The sequence below is a fragment of the Bradyrhizobium sp. BR 1432 genome (assembly GCF_051547705.1).
Lineage (GTDB): Bacteria > Pseudomonadota > Alphaproteobacteria > Rhizobiales > Xanthobacteraceae > Bradyrhizobium > Bradyrhizobium zhanjiangense.
In genome coordinates, this window is record NZ_JBPUGF010000003.1 from 6,759,698 (window position 1) to 6,773,294 (window position 13,597).

13 protein-coding genes and 1 pseudogene are annotated in these 13,597 nt (G+C 64.8%); 5 read left to right on the forward strand and 9 right to left on the reverse strand.

Annotated elements, in window-relative coordinates; genetic code table 11:
- The first annotated feature begins 66 nt into the window (after positions 1-66).
- A pseudogene (locus ACSKB8_RS32870) lies at positions 67-761 on the forward strand (SDR family NAD(P)-dependent oxidoreductase).
- A gap of 113 nt (positions 762-874) precedes the next feature.
- On the opposite strand, the gene ACSKB8_RS32875 reads toward ACSKB8_RS32870, so the two are convergent.
- Together ACSKB8_RS32875 and ACSKB8_RS32880 are read right to left on the reverse strand one after the other, a co-directional pair.
- Positions 875-1,636: an outer membrane protein gene (locus ACSKB8_RS32875; protein ID WP_438108590.1), complete on the reverse strand. Its 762-nt coding sequence runs from the start codon at positions 1,634-1,636 to the stop codon at positions 875-877.
- A 180-nt stretch (positions 1,637-1,816) separates the two neighbouring features.
- Positions 1,817-3,064, reverse strand: a complete 1,248-nt coding sequence (locus ACSKB8_RS32880) for an FAD-dependent oxidoreductase (RefSeq protein ID WP_438108592.1) — start codon at positions 3,062-3,064, stop codon at positions 1,817-1,819.
- On the opposite strand from ACSKB8_RS32880, the gene ACSKB8_RS32885 reads away from it, so the two are divergent.
- Entirely contained in the window at positions 3,033-3,194 is a 162-nt protein-coding gene (locus ACSKB8_RS32885) for a hypothetical protein (protein WP_438110921.1), read from the forward strand. The genes ACSKB8_RS32880 and ACSKB8_RS32885 overlap by 32 nt on opposite strands.
- A gap of 47 nt (positions 3,195-3,241) precedes the next feature.
- Here ACSKB8_RS32885 and ACSKB8_RS32890 read toward each other — a convergent pair whose 3' ends face one another.
- A complete protein-coding gene (locus ACSKB8_RS32890; RefSeq protein ID WP_438108593.1) occupies positions 3,242-3,661 on the reverse strand; it encodes a hypothetical protein in 420 nt (139 codons plus the stop codon).
- Positions 3,662-3,751: 90 nt separating this feature from the next.
- Positions 3,752-5,308, reverse strand: coding sequence for a caspase family protein (locus tag ACSKB8_RS32895; RefSeq protein ID WP_438108595.1), 1,557 nt, complete (start codon positions 5,306-5,308; stop codon positions 3,752-3,754).
- A 198-nt stretch (positions 5,309-5,506) separates the two neighbouring features.
- Between ACSKB8_RS32895 and ACSKB8_RS32900 the strand changes: the two genes are divergently transcribed.
- The 3 genes from ACSKB8_RS32900 to ACSKB8_RS32910 all read left to right on the forward strand — a co-directional run bounded on the left by ACSKB8_RS32900 (position 5,507) and on the right by ACSKB8_RS32910 (position 9,481).
- Positions 5,507-6,469, forward strand: coding sequence for a helix-turn-helix transcriptional regulator (locus tag ACSKB8_RS32900; protein ID WP_438108596.1), 963 nt, complete (start codon positions 5,507-5,509; stop codon positions 6,467-6,469).
- A gap of 299 nt (positions 6,470-6,768) precedes the next feature.
- Positions 6,769-8,247, forward strand: a complete 1,479-nt coding sequence (locus tag ACSKB8_RS32905; protein WP_438108598.1) for a DEAD/DEAH box helicase — start codon at positions 6,769-6,771, stop codon at positions 8,245-8,247.
- 166 nt (positions 8,248-8,413) lie between these two features.
- Positions 8,414-9,481, forward strand: a complete 1,068-nt coding sequence (locus ACSKB8_RS32910) for a GGDEF domain-containing protein (protein ID WP_130219627.1) — start codon at positions 8,414-8,416, stop codon at positions 9,479-9,481.
- Positions 9,482-9,610: 129 nt separating this feature from the next.
- Here the strand turns inward: ACSKB8_RS32910 and ACSKB8_RS32915 are convergent, their stop codons facing one another.
- The 5 genes from ACSKB8_RS32915 to sufD form a co-directional block, all read right to left on the reverse strand.
- Positions 9,611-10,045 carry a TfoX/Sxy family protein gene (locus tag ACSKB8_RS32915; RefSeq protein WP_438108600.1) on the reverse strand — a complete coding sequence of 145 codons (435 nt, stop codon included), beginning with the start codon at positions 10,043-10,045 and terminating at the stop codon, positions 9,611-9,613.
- A gap of 181 nt (positions 10,046-10,226) precedes the next feature.
- A complete protein-coding gene (locus ACSKB8_RS32920; RefSeq protein ID WP_091887957.1) occupies positions 10,227-10,625 on the reverse strand; it encodes a HesB/IscA family protein in 399 nt (132 codons plus the stop codon).
- 43 nt (positions 10,626-10,668) lie between these two features.
- Positions 10,669-11,040 (reverse strand): SUF system Fe-S cluster assembly protein, encoded by a 372-nt coding sequence (locus tag ACSKB8_RS32925; protein ID WP_438108602.1) that lies wholly within the window; start codon positions 11,038-11,040, stop codon positions 10,669-10,671.
- Entirely contained in the window at positions 11,037-12,284 is a 1,248-nt protein-coding gene (locus ACSKB8_RS32930; protein ID WP_438108604.1) for a cysteine desulfurase, read from the reverse strand. Before ACSKB8_RS32930 ends, ACSKB8_RS32925 begins: the two co-directional genes overlap by 4 nt.
- A complete protein-coding gene (gene sufD, locus ACSKB8_RS32935; protein ID WP_438108605.1) occupies positions 12,281-13,585 on the reverse strand; it encodes a Fe-S cluster assembly protein SufD in 1,305 nt (434 codons plus the stop codon). The genes ACSKB8_RS32930 and sufD overlap by 4 nt, the downstream gene beginning before the upstream one ends.
- Positions 13,586-13,597: the final 12 nt, after the last annotated feature.

Below are 13,597 nucleotides of genomic sequence, written 5' to 3' on the forward strand. Positions count from 1 at the left end.
AGCCGGTTCGATCTTCGCGGCAAGGTCGCTGTCGTAACAGGAGGCAATGGCGGCATCGGGCTCGGCATGGCCCGCGGCCTTGCCGACGCCGGCGCCGACATCGCCGTGGTCGGACGCAACGAAGCCAAGTCCGCCGCCGCCGTGGCCGATCTCAGCCAGCGCGGCGTAAAAGCAATCGCCATCACCACCGACGTGACCGACACGGCCGCCGTCGCGGCCATGGTCGACCGCGTCATCAGGGAGCTCGGCCGCATCGACGTCCTCATCAACAATGCCGGGATGAGCATCCGCAAGCCCCCGCACGAGCTCGAGCTCGACGAGTGGAACAAGGTGATCGACACCAACCTCACCAGCGCGTTCGTGTGCTCGAAGCTGGCCTATCCAGCCTTGAAGGCGTCCGGCAACGGCAAGGTGATCAACATCGGCTCGATGATGTCGATCTTCGGTGCGAGCTTCGCGACCGCCTATGCGGCGAGCAAGGGTGGCATCGTGCAGTACACCCGCGCCTGCGCCAACGCCTGGGCGCCCGACAACATCCAGGTCAACGCCATCTTGCCGGGCTGGATCGACACCGACCTCACCCGCGGCGCGCGGCAGCAAGTCTCGGGGCTGCACGAGCGCGTGCTCGCGCGCACGCCCGCGGGGCGTTGGGTGACATCGACGACTTCGCCGGCATCGCCGTATTCCTCGCCTCGCCCGCGTCGAACTTCGTCACGGGAACCGCGATCCCCGTCGACGGCGGCTTCTCGGTGATGGCCTGACGCTAGGCCTGCACCACAACACTGCACGCAAAAAGAAGCCCCGGTGGAAGCCGGGACTTTTGAAATTTTGGCAGTGCTCTTTTTTGATCGTTGGTCGCGTTGCGTCGACGTGCTCAGTAGCGGGCGATGGTCGGTGCGTCGAACTTGTAGCTCGCGCGCACGACGGCCCATTGGATGTCACGCGGCTTGGCATCGAAGGTGTAATTGCCCGCCGTGCCGCCGAGCTGATAAGTCTGGCTGCCGAAGGCCGCGTAGTTGTATTCGAGGCCGACGATCCAGTTGCGGGTGATGCCGTATTCCCAGCCGGCGCCGACGGTCCAGCCATTGGCCCAGTGAGTCTGTCCGCCCGTACCCGCTACGACCGGGTCGGTGACCGAGAGTCGGTTGTTGACCCCCGCATAACCGCCCTTGATGTAGAAGAGATTGTTCTGCACGGCAAAGCCGGCACGACCGACGATCGTCGCCAGCACATTGGCCCGCCAGGAGAACACGTCGTTCGCCGGGGCGAACGCGGTGTTCACGACCGTACCCTTGTTGTCGAGGCCGGAGATCGTGCCTTCCACGCCGAACACATAGTTGTTGGCCTGCCAGTTGTAGCCGATCTGCGCGCCGCCCATGACGCCCGAGTTGCGCTGACGATAGCCCTCTCCCGGGAGCAAATCGCCGAACGCCGCGCCGGTCCCGTTGTTGATGAACTGCTCGTTGGTCCATGCGCCACCGATGTGGCCGCCGACATAGAAACCGGTCCAGTTGAACAGCGGCTCGACATAGGCCGGCGCCTTCGTGTAGCGCGCAGCAAGATCGGCGGCGGAAGCGGCGCCGGTCGAAACCAGAGCGGTCGTGCAGGCGAAGGCGGCAATCAATTTATTACGCATGGTACACCCCGTGTCCTTTGATGGGCGCACGGTCACAGACGGCTCTTACTAAAATTGAAATCAACACGGTTAACGTGACAAGATAGACACGCGGTGGCCCGAGAATCCGTTTGTGCTGTTGCACGTGCGCAACGCGCCGCGCGCGCTTTAACGCAGCGTTATCCCTAGCGATGTCTTGCGCTACGATGGCGGCGCGGCCTTCGACTGGACGTGCTCGGGCCGAACGCCGAGCGCAAGCAGGCGCGCCGGAATGCCCTGGAGCCAGGGCACTGCGGTGATGAGGCGCAAGATCAGCGGCACCTTCAGCGGCCGGTCGCCCGGCTGCAAGGCGCCGCTGATGATGTTGTTCTGCATGATGACCTGCATTCGCTGTGTCATCTTCACCGGGAACTCGCGCCGGCGTCGCACCGCATCGAGCTCGTTCTCCGATGGACAACCGTGCTCCATCTTGTCGGCCAGCAGGTTTGCGGTCGCGACCGCGTCCTGCACGGCGAGATTGACGCCGACGCCGCCGACTGGCGACATCGCGTGCGCGGCATCGCCGATGAGAAGCAGGCCTGGCAATGTCCAGCGCGTCAGACGGTTGATCGCGACGGTGAGCAGCTTGATGTCGTCAAAGCTCTTCACCTCCGCGATGCCGGATCGAAGGATCGGCGCCATGCGCACGACGTCATCGAGCAGCGCCTGCAATCCCCTCGCCTTCACCGCATCAAATTGCCCCTTGGCGATGACATAGGCGCATTGCCAATAATCGCCGCGGTCGAAGGTGATCATCATCTTGCCGGGCTCGATCCGCGCGAACACACTCTCCGTCTCGTCGGGTCTGCGGCCAGCGCGGAACCACAGCACGTCCATTGGCGCGCCGATCTCCTCGACCTTAAGGCCGGCGCGCTCGCGCACCGTCGAATGCCGGCCGTCGCAGGCAATGGTGAGATCGGCCGCGATGTCGATGATGCCCTCGGGCGTCTTCGCCCGCACGCCGGTCAGCGTCTCGCCGCGGCGGATCAGATCGACGGCCTCCGTGCTCATCATCACCTTGAGCGAGGTAAAGTGCTTGCCGGCCTCGCGCAAGAAATTCAGGAAGTCCCATTGCGGCATGAAGGCGATGAAGGGGTACTTGGTATGAAGCCGGCTGAGATCGGCGACGCGCACCGGCGTGCCGCCGAACAGGCCATCCATCTTCTGCAAGCGCTGGTGCGGCAGCTTCAGGAAGCCGTCGATCAAGCCGAGCTCGTCCATCACCTGAAGCGTCGAGGGATGCACGGTGTCGCCGCGGAAGTCGCGGAAGAAATCCGCGTGCTTCTCCAGCACCACGACGTCGATGCCGGCGCGGCCCAGGAGATAGCCGAGCATCATGCCCGCCGGACCGCCGCCGACGATGCAGCAGCGGACTTTCATGGTCCGGTTTGGTTGTTGGTCGGATGTCATTGCCGCCGCGATCCGCGATGTGAATATCGATCAAGATATGCCGGACGATACTAACGCGATTCAGGCCGAAGGCAGTCTCAATTTGCAGGGAAAAGCCCACCGCGGTTTCCAGCAGCAAACAAGCGCCTGATAAAAAAGGCCCGCAGAGCGCGGGCCTTGCCTGAAATCGGGACCGGATTATTTCTGGTCCTCGTTGCTGGTCCCGGTGCCGGGACTGCCGATCGGCAACCCATTCGTCGCATGACCGACCCCCATGTTTCGCTCGGCTTGCGCTGCTGCCGGCGTCTTAGCGTTTGCGGTTGGAGCCTGAACGTTCGGATTGGGCTGACCGATGTTGGTGTTGACGTTGGCCCCCGTAGTGGTGTCATGCGTCCCCATCCCGGAGGGAGCCGACGGCCTGGAGTTGGCGCTGCTGGACGACGTGCCCATTCCGGCACCCGGGCTGGCCGCAGATCCCGCGCTGGCGCCGCCGGTACCTGTACCTGCCGCTGCGCCTGCACCCGCACCTCCGCCGCCAGCACCGCCTCCCCCTTGAGCGAAGGCGGCCGTCGACAGTGCAACGCAAGCGATCGTTACGAAGATGGATCTGCGGATCATGAATCGTCTCCCTGGTTTGACAGACAATCCAAGTCAGGTCAGCAGGAGTTGTTCCGTCTTCTGCTCATCACGCCGCGGCCGACGAAGACCTCAATTATTGCTGCGGTTCGCGCTGCGAAAACTCTTGATCTCCGAGACGCTGCCGTCGCGATAGGTCAGCTCCACCGAGACAAACTGCGTAGCCGGGGCGAGCTTCATGTAGAGCGGCATGCCGGCGCTGATCGCGCTGGGATCGCGCATGTCGCAAGCGGGCATCTTCAGCACCTGGTTGGGCACGGCGGTGTCGATGCCGATGCGCACCTCGCAGATGGCGCAGCGGTAGGACACGAGATGCGTGTAGTAGACCAGCAGCCCATTGAACTCGCGGAACGACAGCCAGCTCGTCGAGGTCATGTCGAGGATCTTGCGCTGGTCGCGGATCAGCGCGGCCTCGGGATCGAACCTGATCGGGAACGGCCCCTGCATGTCGCCGGACTGATCGACATAGCGGACCTCGATGGTGCCGGCTTGCGCATCCGGCGGCAATTCGATCGACGGGTTCGGCATCCGCTTGCGCGTGCGCGGATCGAGGGTGTCGATGAAGCCGGTTTCACGGAAATCGCCCTTGCCGGCCATGCGCCAGGAAATGCCCAGCGTCGGGTCGGCGAAGGAAAACACCACGCTCCAGCCGCCATTGTGCCGCGAGAAGCTCGCGATCGGCGCGTTGGTGGTCTCCTCCTTCGGCAGGCGCGGCACCGACACCGGCGGCAGCGCCGCGAGCTTCTGCGGCGGCGGAACGTCCGGTTGCGCGGCGGCATCCTTGGCGAGACCGCTGAGGAACACGTCGTCGACCATCTGGTCGAAATAGACCGGCACCTGCTTGTGCTTCACGGTATCGGCCATCTCACTGACGGCGCGGCGGGTGCGCTGCGCCACCTGCACGAGATTTTCGACGGCGCGGCGGGTGCGCTGCGCCACCTGCACGAGATTTTCGCCAGGCTTGAGCAGCTCCCTGGCGAAGGTACGCGTGAACACCGAATTGGGATTGGCGTCGTCGTTGGAGAGGCGATCGAGCGCGGTTTGGCGGGGACCTGCCGAAAACACCGAGAACACGCCTTCCGGCAGTTGCGTCATCGGAGCGAGCCCGCCGCCGCCGGCGACCGCGCGGGTTCCTTTGCGCTCGAACGGATTGTTGCGGCAGGCGTCGAACACCAGGATCGAGGTCCGCGCCTTCTTGTTCTGAAGGCGCTCGACGATGCGGTCGGCCAGGATGGAGGCGTCGCGCACCAGCTCTTCCTGCCCCTCCGTCGCCGCCGGAACGTCGGTCGGCAGCAGATAGTTCTGGCCGGCGATCTCGAAACCGTGGCCGGCATAGAAGAAGAACGCGGTGTCGCCGGGCTCAATCGCCTTGTCGAAGGCAAGCAGCGTCTCGGAGAATTGCTGCCGGTTCTGGTTCTCGGCGAGCATCACGGAGAAGCCCAGCTGCTTCAGCGTATCGCCCATGGTGCGGGCGTCGTTGACCGCCTTGAGCAGCTTCGGCACATTCTTGTAGTCGTTGTTGCCGATGACGAGCGCGACGCGCTTCTCGGCATGCGCGGGAAGCGCGAGGCCGCTCAGGCCCGCTGCCAGGCCGAGTGCCGCCAGAATTCTGAAAAGCCGACGCGTCATCGTAATATTTCCCGTTGCAGAACGGCCCCACGCCGATCCCCTCGAACGGTCGTTCATGGCAAACCCGGCCGTTGATGTGATAGTCGGCCCAGCCATATCGACGGTTCAAGGGCCTTGGTCCCCGATTCCATCATCGGCCCTATGGCAGATTCCGTCGGAATCTGCTTTTTCTTTTGCATTCCGTTGAAGGGGGCTGCCGTGTATCGCTGGTGCACCGACGAGGTCGAGCCGCACGACCGCTTCGACTATTGGCGCGAGGTGCGTGCCAAGGGATTGTTCGGCGTCACCGCCGAGCTCGCGCGCGAACGCCGCGCCGACTTCTTCGGCGAATTCTCGCTGCGCCAGCTCGGCGGCGCCGGCCTCGTCGAGCTGAAGGCCTCACCCTACACCGTCGAGCGCAGCGCATCCGACATCGCCTCCGCGCCGGGCGACGCTATCTGCGTCTACCAGCAGCTTGGCAGCGGCGGCTGGTTCGGCGGCATGCGCGGCAGCGACTTCGCGATCGCGAACGGCAGCTTCGCCACCAGCCATACCGACCTGCCTTATCGCACTGCGCCGCTGGGCGCAGGCGGCTTCCATTTGCGGATCCTGAAGATCCCGGTGAGCAGCATCCCGGCCCAGGACAAGCGCATGCGCGAGCTTGCACCGCGGACCTTTGACGATCCCACCCTGGCGCCCTTGCTCGGCGCCTGCTTCGCCGATCTCGACGAGGCCGCGGCGAATGGCGGCGCTGCCGATGCGACCTCCCTCGTCCAGGCACTCGCCCATCTGGCGCTGATCGAGCGCGGCATCCTGCGGCCCGGCAGCCGCCGCGGACAGGCCGCACTGCGGACCGCCCGCCACTCGCAGGCCCGGCGCCTGATCGCGCGCCATCTGCAAGACCCCAAGCTCGCGCCGACGATGGTGGCCGACCTGCTCGGCATTTCCGTGCGTCACCTGCATATGCTGTTCGAGACGGCGGAGAAGAGCTTCTCGCAGACCGTGACCGACGAGCGCCTGAAACAGAGCCGCCGCCTGATGCGCGAGGCCCCGGAGCGGCTGATCGCCGATATCGCGACCTCCTGCGGCTTCGAGAGCCTGGCAACCTACTACCGCGTCTTCAACGCCGCCTATGGCATGGCCCCCGGCGACTTCCGGGCCCAGGATCGGGAGAGGCATTAGCCGCCGTTTGCCGGCTCCGCCGAGCCCCCGGGATTGGGCGGAAAACCCCAGCCGCGCCCGCTATTTGGGCAAAAACCTCAGGCTTTTTAGGGTCTTCCCGCGCCCGCTCCATTGACTTTGGCGGATTCCCGCCTATGTTCCGGGGCGACGCGGCTCAGATCGAAGACCGATTCCCGAGCCTGGCGCTTTGTTCGCGTGAGTCAGCACCCCCAGCTTCTTTGAGAGCGCGCCGTTTCGGGGTGGAACGCGACAGCCTTAGTTACCCTCGATTCCGAACGGCGGTTTCGACCAGAGGCTCAATGTCCTTTTCAGATCTCGGACTGTCCGAAAAAGTCCTCGCCGCAGTGGCGGCCACCGGTTACACCAACCCCACCCCCATTCAGGAACAGGCGATCCCCCACGTCCTCGCACGCAAGGACGTGCTCGGCATCGCCCAGACCGGCACCGGCAAGACCGCCGCCTTCGTGCTGCCGATGCTCACCATCCTCGAAAAGGGCCGAGCCCGGGCGCGCATGCCGCGCACGCTGATCCTCGAGCCGACCCGCGAGCTCGCGGCGCAGGTGAAGGAAAACTTCGACCGCTACGGCGCCGGCGAGAAACTCAACGTCGCCCTCCTGATCGGCGGCGTCTCCTTCGGCGATCAGGATGCCAAGCTGATGCGCGGCGTCGACGTGCTGATCGCAACGCCGGGCCGCCTGCTCGACCATACCGAGCGCGGCGGCCTCCTGCTCACCGGCGTCGAGCTGCTCGTCATCGACGAAGCCGACCGCATGCTGGACATGGGCTTCATCCCCGACATCGAGCGCATCTGCAAGCTCGTCCCCTTCACGCGGCAGACGCTGTTCTTCACCGCGACCATGCCGCCGGAGATCCGGCGCATCACCGAGGCCTTCCTGCACAATCCGCAGAAGGTCGAAGTCTCCCGGCCCGCCACCACCGCCGTGACCGTCACCCAGGCCCAGGTGCCCGCCGGACGCGAGGCGCACGAGAAGCGCGAGCTGCTCCGCCGTCTGTTGCGCGAGGCCAAGGACCTCAAGAACGCGATCATCTTCTGCAATCGCAAGCGTGAAGTCGCCATCGTTCACAAATCGCTTCAGAAGCACGGCTTCAGCGTCGGCGCCCTGCACGGCGACATGGACCAGCCGGCCCGCATGGCGGCGCTGGATCAGTTCCGCAAGGGCGAGCTGCCGCTGCTGGTGGCCTCCGACGTCGCCGCCCGCGGCCTCGACATTCCCGAGGTCAGCCACGTCTTCAATTTCGACGTTCCCCATCACGCCGACGACTACGTTCACCGCATCGGCCGCACCGGCCGCGCCGGCCGCACCGGCACCGCGATCTCGATCGTGACGCCGCTCGACCAGAAATCGATGGCGGCGATCGAGAAGCTGATCGGCCAGAACATTCCGCGCGCCGAGGGCGACTACGAAGTCCACGCTGAGGTCGCCGACGGGACCGAGCGTCCGCGCGAGCAGCGCGGCCGTGAACGTTCACGCGGCGGACGCGGCAAGCCGCAGCGCGGCGAGCGGCGCGGTCACGACCGTGAGCGCAGCCACGAGCCGCGCGAGGCGCGACAGCCGTCCGAAGCAAGGCATCGTCCCGAAGAGAAGCGCGGATCCGAGCCGCGTCACGGCGCGCGTTCGCAGGCCAATGCGTCGCATGTGCCCTCGATCGGCCGTCCCGAGCCGCGCCGCCAGCGCGAGGTCGACAGCGAGCCGGGCGATCACTCGCACCTGCCGGCCTTTCGGCCGCGGCCGGTCCGCTCCCCCGCCGGCGCCTGAAGCGCCGACGCGCTCCAGGTTTCGGTTGCAAAAATACTGCTCCACACTTTTTTAGACGGTTCGTGAACGTATATTTACGGGGCGTTCACGATCGTCCGTTAGCCTACGAACATAATTTAAGCATTGCTGCGGTCGCGGGCGCACCGACCGCTGTGGGGTATGTTCCGTGGTCAAGGTTCTCGATGAACACGAACGCACGATGGCGTTCGCCGAGGTAGCGCTCGGTCAGATCCGATCGCTTCGGCAGACGGCAATCCCCCGCAACTACGAGATCTGGTACGTCTACGCCACCGGCTACAACGCACCGCTCAACAAGATCATCAACGAGACGCTGGCGCGTAACGGCAAGCTGACCGAAGCCGATCTCGAGCAGATCTACGAGACCTATCTCTCCCACATCAAGACCACCGATCGCATCGACAAGGTCGGCGCGCGCGTCATCGGCGAGATCGACGACGTGATGAAGGTTCTCGGCGATGCGCTTGGGATGAGTGGCGCCTACGACGCCAGCCTGTCGGGTGCGACCGAGAAACTGTCGTCAGCCAAGAGCCGCGACCAGATCAAGGCGATTGTCGAGACGCTACTGCGTTCGACCAGCGAGATGCGCGAGGCCAACAAGGCGCTGGAAGGTCGCCTGACGCTGTCGAAGAACGAGATCAGCAACCTCCAGCAGAGCCTGGAGGCAATCCGCGCCGAGAGCCTGACCGATCCGCTCACCGGCCTCGGCAACCGCAAATATTTCGACCGCATGATCGGCATGGCCGTGCAGAGCGCGCTCGCCTCCGGCGAGCCGCTGTCGCTGCTGCTGTTCGACATCGATCATTTCAAGTCGTTCAACGATTCCTACGGCCATCTCACCGGCGACCAGGTGCTGCGGTTGGTCGGCCTGTCGCTGAAGCAGACCATCAAGGGCCAGGACATCACGGCGCGCTATGGCGGCGAGGAATTCGCGGTCGTGCTGCCCAACACCGCGCTGCGCCAGGCGCTCACGGTGGCTGACCACATCCGCCGCGCAGTGATGGCGAAGGAATTGAAGAAGAAGTCGACAGGCGAGATCCTCGGCCGCGTCACCATCTCTGTCGGCGTCTCCCTGCTCAAGCAGGGCGACGACACCGACGCGCTGATCGAGCGCGCGGATGCCTGCCTCTACGCCGCCAAGCGCAACGGCCGCAACCGCGTGATCTGTGAAGTCGATCCGGAATACGCGGTCGAGACGCACAACCGCGTGGCGTAGGTCTTCAGCAGCTGCTGTAGGGTGGGCAAAGGCGCATCGCGCCGTGCCCACCAGTTCCCACACTGTCGTCCTGAATGGTGGGCACGCTTCGCCTTCGCGCTTCGAGCTACGGCGGACGCTTTGCCCACCCTACCGCACCGTCTTCTTGGCTGCCTTCTTGGCCGATCGCTTCTTCGCCGCGGATTTCTTCGTGGCGACCTTCTTCGCCGGCTTACCTGCCGCCTTCTTCCCCTTCGGCCGCTTCTTCACCTTGGCGCGCTGGGCGGCGGCGAGTGCTGCCCTCGCCCATTGCGCCAGCTCCTCGGAATCGTCGAACAGCCGCGCCGGCAACTCCCAATAGGAATTCACCAGCACGGTCTTGGCACGGGTCGAATACTGGAACGGCTTTGAGCCTTCGGCCTCAAACTCAGGAATGGTCACCTCGTCGGCCCGGAAGAACAGGCCGGCGCGCAGGGCCAGCGCGAAATCGATGCCGTCGGCGGAGATACCGTAGCCGGAGAACATTTTGCGGATGGTGACCGGGCCGAAATCGGCGAACAGGTCGATCAGGAATTCGCGGTCCATGGCCCAACTCTCTCCCCACCGTCGTCCTGGCGAAAGCCAGGACCCATTACCCCAGGGAGTAGTTTAGCGAAGAGTAAAAGTTACGCCACGCGGTACGGATACCTCCCACGATCGAGGCATCACGCGGTATGGGTCCTGGCTTCCGCCAGGACGACAGCGGTGGGGGTTGCGAAAGCCGGGCTTACCCCTCAACCTTCGCCGGCCGCAGTTCGACCGACTCGCCGCAGCCGCAGGCGGAGACCTGGTTGGGGTTGTTGAAGACGAACTGGGCCTGCATCTTGTCGGCCTTGTAGTCCATCTCGGTGCCGAGCAGGAACAGCACGGCCTTGGGATCGACCAGGATCTTGACGCCCTTGTCCTCGACGACCTCGTCGGTCGGGCGGATCTCGTGGGCGTATTCGACGGTGTAGGACTGGCCGGCGCAGCCGCCGTTCTTCACGCCGACGCGCAGGCCGACGATCTCGGAGTCCGCGCGCTGGGTCAGCTCCGTGATCCGCTGCGCGGCGGCATCGGTCAGCCGCATCACCTGCGGGCGCGGCCGCCGGGGCTTTGGTGTCGAAGCTGGTGTCGCCTGGGTCATGTTATCTATGTGGTCCGTTGCGAAGCGAATTCAATGCGAGCCGTCACCACATGTTCAGCACGAGGCGCGCCTCGTCGCTCATGCGCTCGGGCGACCACGGCGGTTCCCAGACGACCTTGACGTCGACCACGCCGACGCCGGGAACGCTGGCGACCGCGTTCTCGACCATGGTCGGCAGTTCGCCGGCGGCCGGACAGTTCGGCGTCGTCAGCGTCATCAGCACGTTGACCGAGCGGTCGTCCTTGATCTCGACCTTGTAGATGAGCCCGAGCTCGTAGATGTCGGCCGGGATTTCCGGATCGAACACGGTCTTGAGGCCCGCGATGATCTCGGTGGTCAAGCGCTCGGTCTCCTCCGGCGGCAGCGCCGAATGGGTCTCCATCGGATTGGCTTTGACGTCGGCCATGTCACTCATGCGAACAAATCCCGCGCTTTCAGAAGCGCCTGTGCCAGATGATCGACTTCTTCCCGTGCATTATACATGCCGAACGAGGCCCGGCAGGTGGCGGTGACGTCGAACCGCTCTAAAAGCGGCATCACGCAATGGGTGCCGGCGCGCACCGCGATGCCCTGGCGATCGATCACGGTGGCGACGTCGTGGGCATGCGCGCCCTTGAGCTCGAAGGAGATCACCGGCCCCTTGCCGCGCGCAGTACCGATCAGCCGCAGCGAGTTGATCTCGCGGAGCCGATCCTGGGCGTAGGTGACGAGGTCCTGCTCGTGCGCGGCGATGCGCTCCTTGCCGATCGAATTGACGTAATCGATGGCGGCACCGAGTCCGATCGCTTCGACGATGGGCGGGGTGCCGGCTTCGAACTTGTGCGGCGGATCGCCATAGGTGACCCAATCCTTGGCAACCTCGCGGATCATCTCGCCGCCGCCGTTGAACGGCCGCATCGCGACAAGGTGCTCGTGCTTGGCATAGAGCGCGCCGATGCCGGTCGGACCATAAATCTTGTGGCCGGTGAAAGCGTAGAAATCGCAGTCGAGATCCTGCACGTCGACGGGCAGATGCACCGCGCCCTGCGCACCGTCGACCAGCACGGGAATGCCGCGATCGTGGGCCAGCCGCACGACCTCTTTGATCGGAACGAAGGTTCCGAGCGCGTTCGACATCTGGGTGATGGCGACAAGCTTGGTCTTCGTCGTCAGCAGCTTCTCGAACTCGTCGATCAGGAAATTGCCTTCGTCATCGACGGGCGCCCATTTGATCACCGCGCCGTGGCGTTCCCTGAGGAAATGCCAGGGCACGATGTTGGAATGGTGCTCCATGATCGAGAGGACGATCTCGTCGCCCTGCTTGATGTTCGGCTCGCCCCAGGACGACGCCACGAGGTTGATGGCCTCGGTGACGTTGCGGGTGAAGATGATCTCCTCTGTGCGGCGGGCGTTGACGAACTGCGCGACTTTTGCTCGCGCGCCCTCATAGGCTTCCGTCGCCGCATTGGCGAGATAATGCAGGCCGCGATGCACGTTGGCGTATTCGCTGGTATAGGCCTGCGTCATGCGGTCGAGCACCGCGCTGGGCTTCTGCGCCGAGGCGGCGTTGTCGAGGTAGACCAGCGGCTTGCCGTAGACCTGCATGGCGAGCGCCGGAAAATCCTGGCGCACGCGCGCAACGTCGTAGGCGCCATTCTTGACGGCCGGATGCGTGCTCATGACCGCCGCTCCAGCCAGCGCTCGGCGATGCCGATCACATGGTCGCGCAGGCCGTCATCGGCGATCAGCTCGATCGCCTCGCCCACGAAGGCCTGGATCAGCAGCGCCTGGGCCTGCTTCTCCGGCAGGCCGCGCGCCTTCAGATAGAACAACAGGCTCTCGTCGAGCGCTCCGGCGGTGGCGCCGTGGCCACAGGAGACGTCGTCGGCAAAGATCTCGAGCTCGGGCTTGTTGTCGGCCTCGGCTTCATCCGAGAGCAGCAGCGCGCGGGTCATCATCTTGCCGTCGGTCTTCTGCGCGTCGGGACGAACGATGATGCGGCCCTGGAACACCGAATGACTGCGGTCGTCGATCACGGCGCGGAACGTCTCGCGGCTGACGCAGTTCGGCACGGCATGGTCGACCAACAACGTGGTGTCGCCATGCTCGGTCTTCTGCAACAGATTCACGCCGTTAGCCGAGAGCTCGCTGCCCTCGCCCGCCAGCGTGATGAAGCCCTGCAAGCGGCTGACGGCAGCGCCAGTGGTCATGTTGAAGAAGTTGAGCTTCACATTGGCGCCGACCGTGACGAACTGCGAGGTGACGTTCACCGCGTCAGGCGCATCGTCCATCAGGCGAATATGTGCAACATCGGCGCCGTCGCCGACCGTCACGAGCACGGCATCGTTGACCTGGTAGGCCTTGGCATCGGCCGCAACGAAGCTTTCGACGATGGTGGCGCGAACGCCCTTCCCGATCACAACCTGCGAACGGGTGAAGGTCGACGCGGAAGCCGCGGCTGCGATGTGGATGATCTGGATCGGTGAGGACAGCTGTGCGCCGTCAGCAATCGACAGCACGACACCGTCAGTTGTCATGGCGGCGTTCAGCGCGATCACGGCATCGGTGGACGCGGTATTGAGGAGGCTGGCGTCCTTCTCCAGCGTCTCCCGCAGCGTCTTGAGGCTCGCCTCGGAGCCGAGCGCCTTCACGTCGGAGAGATCGGCCGCAAACACGCCGTCGACCAGCACCAGCTTGCGGGCGCCCGCGATCGCATGCGCCTTCACCGCTTCCGTGGCGCGCTTCAACGCGGCCGAATCGGGCGCCGCTGCCAGCGGCAGCACCTCACCGACCAGCGCACGCAGATCGGTGTACTTCCATTCCTCGATCCGGCGGTGCGGCAGGCCGAGACGCTCATAGGTCTCGAACGCCTCGCGGCGCGCCGCGATCACAGAGGGCGAACCCGGCAAGCGGCCTTCAGCGCTGGCGAAGAGATCGCTCACCGCGCGGCCGTTCCCGGTCTTTGCCACAGCAACGTTCATCTCCAAAATTCC

What these genes read in the sequence shown, in the direction of transcription:
- ACSKB8_RS32885 (WP_438110921.1), top strand. Translation starts at nt 3,033, where the DNA reads ATGGTCCGGTTTGGTTGTTGGTCGGATGTCATTGCCGCCGCGATCCGC.
- ACSKB8_RS32930 (WP_438108604.1), bottom strand. Translation starts at nt 12,284, where the DNA reads ATGAGCACGCATCCGGCCGTCAAGAATGGCGCCTACGACGTTGCGCGC.
- sufD (WP_438108605.1), bottom strand. Translation starts at nt 13,585, where the DNA reads ATGAACGTTGCTGTGGCAAAGACCGGGAACGGCCGCGCGGTGAGCGAT.
- ACSKB8_RS32905 (WP_438108598.1), top strand. Translation starts at nt 6,769, where the DNA reads ATGTCCTTTTCAGATCTCGGACTGTCCGAAAAAGTCCTCGCCGCAGTG.
- ACSKB8_RS32925 (WP_438108602.1), bottom strand. Translation starts at nt 11,040, where the DNA reads ATGAGTGACATGGCCGACGTCAAAGCCAATCCGATGGAGACCCATTCG.
- ACSKB8_RS32875 (WP_438108590.1), bottom strand. Translation starts at nt 1,636, where the DNA reads ATGCGTAATAAATTGATTGCCGCCTTCGCCTGCACGACCGCTCTGGTT.
- ACSKB8_RS32920 (WP_091887957.1), bottom strand. Translation starts at nt 10,625, where the DNA reads ATGACCCAGGCGACACCAGCTTCGACACCAAAGCCCCGGCGGCCGCGC.
- ACSKB8_RS32915 (WP_438108600.1), bottom strand. Translation starts at nt 10,045, where the DNA reads ATGGACCGCGAATTCCTGATCGACCTGTTCGCCGATTTCGGCCCGGTC.
- ACSKB8_RS32890 (WP_438108593.1), bottom strand. Translation starts at nt 3,661, where the DNA reads ATGATCCGCAGATCCATCTTCGTAACGATCGCTTGCGTTGCACTGTCG.
- ACSKB8_RS32880 (WP_438108592.1), bottom strand. Translation starts at nt 3,064, where the DNA reads ATGACATCCGACCAACAACCAAACCGGACCATGAAAGTCCGCTGCTGC.
- ACSKB8_RS32895 (WP_438108595.1), bottom strand. Translation starts at nt 5,308, where the DNA reads ATGACGCGTCGGCTTTTCAGAATTCTGGCGGCACTCGGCCTGGCAGCG.